General features: G+C 71.4%; 2 protein-coding genes and 1 pseudogene. 2 read left to right on the top strand and 1 reads right to left on the bottom strand.

Annotated elements, in window-relative coordinates; all coding sequences use genetic code 11:
* Positions 1-63: 63 nt before the first annotated feature.
* Positions 64-930: an AraC family transcriptional regulator gene (locus GUY61_RS34885; RefSeq protein WP_166634332.1), complete on the bottom strand. Its 867-nt coding sequence runs from the start codon at positions 928-930 to the stop codon at positions 64-66.
* 136 nt (positions 931-1066) lie between these two features.
* On the opposite strand from GUY61_RS34885, the gene GUY61_RS34880 reads away from it, so the two are divergent.
* A complete protein-coding gene (locus GUY61_RS34880; RefSeq protein ID WP_166634331.1) occupies positions 1067-2866 on the top strand; it encodes an ABC-F family ATP-binding cassette domain-containing protein in 1800 nt (599 codons plus the stop codon).
* Between the two features lie 219 nt (positions 2867-3085).
* Positions 3086-4567, top strand: a pseudogene (locus GUY61_RS34875) (PQQ-binding-like beta-propeller repeat protein); the annotation flags it as partial.
* Between the last annotated feature and the right edge of the window lie 237 nt (positions 4568-4804).

Below are 4804 nucleotides of genomic sequence, written 5' to 3'. Positions count from 1 at the left end.
CGGCCCGGGGCGGCCCCGGAGCGGCCGCGGCCGCTCCGGGGGTACCGGAACCGGCCCCGCCCGTCAGCCCGGGAGCCGTTCCACGGGGACCCACAGTTCCGCGTCCGCGTGGCCGCCGTCGTCGGAGAGGCGCGTGCTCAGCATCTCCGGGCCCGGCCTGCTCCGGTACGGATTGGACGGGAACCACTGTGTGAACACGTCGCGCCACAGGTACTGCACGGCCTGCGGGAAGGCCCCCGAACTCTCGAAGACCGCCCACGTGCCGGCGGGGACGGCGAGAGTCTCCATGTCCTCCGGCGCCGGTGCGCCGGTGACCACCGCGTGCCAGTAGTCGAACGCGGTGCCCTCCTCGCGCGCGGCGTCGAGGCCGTCGCTCACGGTCACGACCCCGCGCGGCTCCTGGTCGGCGAGTTCCTCGATCCGCGCGATCGTCTCCCGCCCGAGCCCCCGTACGAACGCGACGATCGCCGGGTTCATGCCCTCGTGCACCAGCGGGACCCTTGCCTTCCGCCCCACCAGCGCGAACGCTTCCTTCTCGACCACCCGGTACCGCATGCTGCCACTCCCTTCGACGACGAGGCGGAAGGACATCCGGGGCTGGGAGCGCAGTGCCGCGCCGGTCCGCCTGGCCTCTCCGGGCCCGACGCCGTGCACGGCGCGGAACGCCCGCGCGAACGCCTCGGCCGAGCCGTAGCCGTACCGCACGGCGATCTCCAGCAGGGTCCGGTCCCCGGCGAGCACCTCGGCACCCGCCAGCGTCAGCCGCCTGCGCCGCACGTACTCGGACAGCGGGATGCCCGCCAGCGCCGAGAACATCCTGCGGAAGTGGTACTCCGACGTGACGGCGATCCGTGCCAGCTCGGACACCTCGATCCGCTGCCCGAGACGGTCCTCGACGTGGTCCATCGCCTGATTGAGCCGCTCCAGCACCCGGGTGCTCCTTCCTTACGGACGCCCACGCTAGGGAGCCCCCGCACCCCGGGGCCCGACATTCCGTGCCCGGAACGGTCGGGTACGGGCGGCGACTACTCTGGGAAGCCGAGAACCGTCCCCTTCCAGGAGTGAAATGGCCGTCAATCTGGTCAATGTCGAGGCCGTCAGCAAGGTGTACGGCACGCGTGCGCTGCTCGACGGAGTGTCCCTCGGCGTCAGCGAGGGTGACCGGATCGGGGTGGTCGGACGCAACGGCGATGGCAAGACGACGCTGATCCGGATGCTGGCCAAGCTGGAGGAGGCGGACAGCGGGCGCGTCACGCACAGCGGCGGGCTGCGCCTCGGAGTGCTGACCCAGCACGACTCGCTGGACCCGCGGGCCACCGTCCGCCACGAGGTCATCGGCGATCTCGCCGACCACGAGTGGGCGGGCAGCGCCAAGATCAGGGACGTCCTGACCGGTCTCTTCGGCAGCCTCGACCTGCCCGGTTTCGAGCACGGCCTCGACACCGTCATCGGGCCGCTCTCCGGCGGCGAGCGCCGCCGCATCGCGCTCGCCAAGCTGCTGATCGCCGAGCAGGACCTGATCGTTCTCGACGAGCCGACCAACCACCTCGACGTGGAGGGCATCGCCTGGCTGGCCGGGCACCTGCGTGCCCGCCGGTCCGCGCTGGTCTGCGTGACCCACGACCGGTGGTTCCTCGACCAGGTCTGCACCCGCATGTGGGACGTGCAGCGCGGCGCCGTCCACGAGTACGAGGGCGGGTACTCCGACTACGTCTTCGCCCGTGCCGAGCGGGAGCGGATCGCGGCCACCGAGGAGGCCAAGCGGCAGAACCTCGTACGCAAGGAGCTGGCCTGGCTGCGCCGGGGTGCCCCGGCCCGTACGAGCAAGCCGCGCTTCCGCATCGAGGCCGCCAACGAACTGATCGCGGACGTGCCGCCGCCCCGGGACACCAGCGAGCTGATGAAGTTCGCCGGCGCCAGGCTCGGCAAGACCGTCTTCGACCTCGAGGACGTGACCGTGCATGCCGGGCCGAAGGTGCTGCTGAGGCATCTGACCTGGCAGCTCGGTCCGGGTGACCGGGTCGGTCTGGTCGGCGTGAACGGAGCGGGCAAGACCTCGCTGCTCAGGGCGCTCGCCGAGGCGGCCCGCACGCAGGGCGAGAAGCAGCCGGCGGCGGGCCGGATCACCGTCGGCAAGACGGTCAGGCTGGCCTATCTCTCCCAGGAGGTCGGCGAGCTGGCCCCGGAGCTGCGCGTCCTGGAGGCCGTGCAGCAGGTGCGCGACCGGGTCGACCTCGGCAAGGGCCGCGAGATGACCGCGGGCCAGCTGTGCGAGCAGTTCGGCTTCGCCAAGGAGAAGCAGTGGACGCCCGTCGGTGACCTCTCCGGAGGCGAGCGGCGGCGGCTGCAGCTCCTGCGGCTGCTGATGGACGAGCCGAACGTCCTGTTCCTCGACGAGCCCACCAACGACCTGGACATCGAGACCCTGACCCAGCTGGAGGACCTGCTCGACGGCTGGCCCGGCTCGATGATCGTGATCTCCCACGACCGGTTCTTCGTGGAGCGCACCACCGACCGGGTGTACGCGCTGCTGGGGGACGCGACCCTGCGGATGCTGCCGCGCGGAATCGACGAGTACCTGGAGCGGCGCGAGCGGGCGAGGGAGGCGGCGGTCCCGGCGCAGCCGGCTTCTCCCGAGTCCCGGGAGAAGCCCGCCGGGGACACCCGGGCCGCGAAGAAGGAGCTCCAGCGGATCGAGCGGCAGCTCGACAAGATCTCCGAGAAGGAGTCGAAGCTGCACGCGCAGATCGCCGAGAACGCGACCGACTTCGAGAAGGTGGCGAAGCTCGACGCCGAACTGCGCGCCCTGTCCGGGGACCGCGAGGAACTGGAGCTGCGCTGGCTGGAGCTTGCGGAGACGGTGTGAGGACCCCGTAACAACGGCATCACGGCTCGGTCCGCCCATGGGTACAGGGCGGACCGAGCCGCTTTCCTGTCAGTTGCCAGTGGTAGAAAGAACTCCCGCTTGACTGACGTGAATCTGCGGGATTCGTGCCCGATTCGATCCTTTCCGGCGGGGTTTGGTCGCCGGGAGAGCGGGGGAAACCGGTCGGGCCGCGAACCCGCGTGAAGAGGTAGAGCGCTGATGACTCAGCCGCCCAACCAGCCGCCGCAGGGCGGTTTCGGCGCCCCCCAGGAGCCGCAGGGACAGCCGCCGCAGGGGCAGCCGCCCCAGGGGCCGCCTCCGCCCGCCCAGCCTCCCGCCGGCGGGCCCGCACCGGGGCAGCCGCCCCAGGGGTACGGGTTCCCGCCGTCCTCGCCGCCCCCGCCCGGGCAGCCGCCGCAGGGCGGCTACGGCTTCCCGCAGGGGCCGGGTGTTCCGCCCGGACAGCCCGCACCCGTCAACCCGTACGCACAGCCCGGTCCTTACGTCCAGCCGGGCCCCTACGGTCAGCCTCCCCAGGGCTACGGTTACCCGCCGCCGCCCGGCGGTCAGTTCCCCGGCGCCCCCGCGCCCGCCGGGCAGGGCGGAGGGCCCTTCAAGGGCAAGCCGGCGGTCATCATCGGTGCAGCGGTCGCCGCGCTCCTCGTCATCGGCACCGGCGTCTTCTTCGCCACCGCCGGCGGTGACGACGACAAGAAGCCTGTCGCGGGCGGCAGCGACAAGCCGGGCACCGACCCCACGGGCCCCGTCGACGACGGGGACGGCAGCGGCGACGGCGACGACGTCAACGGCGACCCCAACGCGGGCCGCAAGGAAGGCGAGTCGAAGCTCCTCTGGCAGGCCGACGCCCCGGACGCCCCCGGCAGCGGAGCCGACGCCCCCGGCCTGTGGTTCGCCGGCGACGTCGTGGCCAAGGCGGCGTACAAGCAGATCGCCGGCTACGACGCGGCCTCCGGCAAGGAGGCGTGGAAGATCGAGCTGCCCGCGAAGATCTGCGGCGCGCCCCAGCAGACCACGGACGACGGCAAGGTCGTCATCGGCTTCATGAACGGCACCAGCGACAAGGCCGACTGCAACCAGCTCACCATGATCGACATCGAGTCGGGCAAGCGGGCCTGGACGAAGGAGGTCCCCGAGGAGGGCCTCTTCGACATCATGACCGACCTCGACCTGGCGATCAGCGGCAACACCGTGACCGTCTCGCGGATGGGCCCGTCCAGCGCCTTCCGGATCAGCGACGGCAAGAAGCTGTTCAGCAAGCTGGCCGGCTCCTGCCAGCCCGACGACTACGCGGGCGGGAAGCGGCTGATCGCCGTGGAGACCTGCACCGACCAGAGCGAGCAGGCGCAGGAGGTCGACCCGGCGACCGGCCGGGCCAAGTGGACCTTCAAGGTGCCCAAGGGCATGCGGATCAACAAGGTGTACTCCACCTCGCCCGTGGTCCTGTCCCTGGTCGACGAGGACAACAAGAAGTGGAGCGTCGTCACCCTCAAGGACGGCAGCGGCTCCGTCCGTTCGCAGCTGACGAGCAAGGACTCCTTCGCGCCGCAGTGCGGCCTGTCCATCCTCAGCCGCGATCTGCAGGGCTGCCAGGGCATCGTCGTCAGCTCCGACACCCTCTACCTGCCGACCGACGGGCTCCGCGGCAACGACGTCGTCGCCTTCAGCCTCGACACCGGCAAGGAGAAGTGGCGTTCCGCGGCTCCCGAGGACCGCAGGATGTACCCGCTGCGGATGGACGGTTCGAACCTCGTCGTCTACATCGAGGCGTCCTACGACGCGGGCGGCCAGATCGGGCGCGGCGGGCCGGATCCTCCAGGTGTACTTCGACGGCACGCTCACCCTCCCCTCGGGGACGACTCCTCTCGCCGCCTACAACACGGCCAACGTCCCGTCGGGCGGGATCGGCGTCTACACCGC

It is taken from the genome of Streptomyces sp. GC420, assembly GCF_009916105.1.
Taxonomy (GTDB): Bacteria; Actinomycetota; Actinomycetes; order Streptomycetales; family Streptomycetaceae; genus Streptomyces.
This window is presented reverse-complemented; position numbering and strand designations above follow the sequence as displayed.

What these genes read in the sequence shown, in the direction of transcription:
- GUY61_RS34880 (WP_166634331.1), top strand. Translation starts at nt 1,067, where the DNA reads ATGGCCGTCAATCTGGTCAATGTCGAGGCCGTCAGCAAGGTGTACGGC.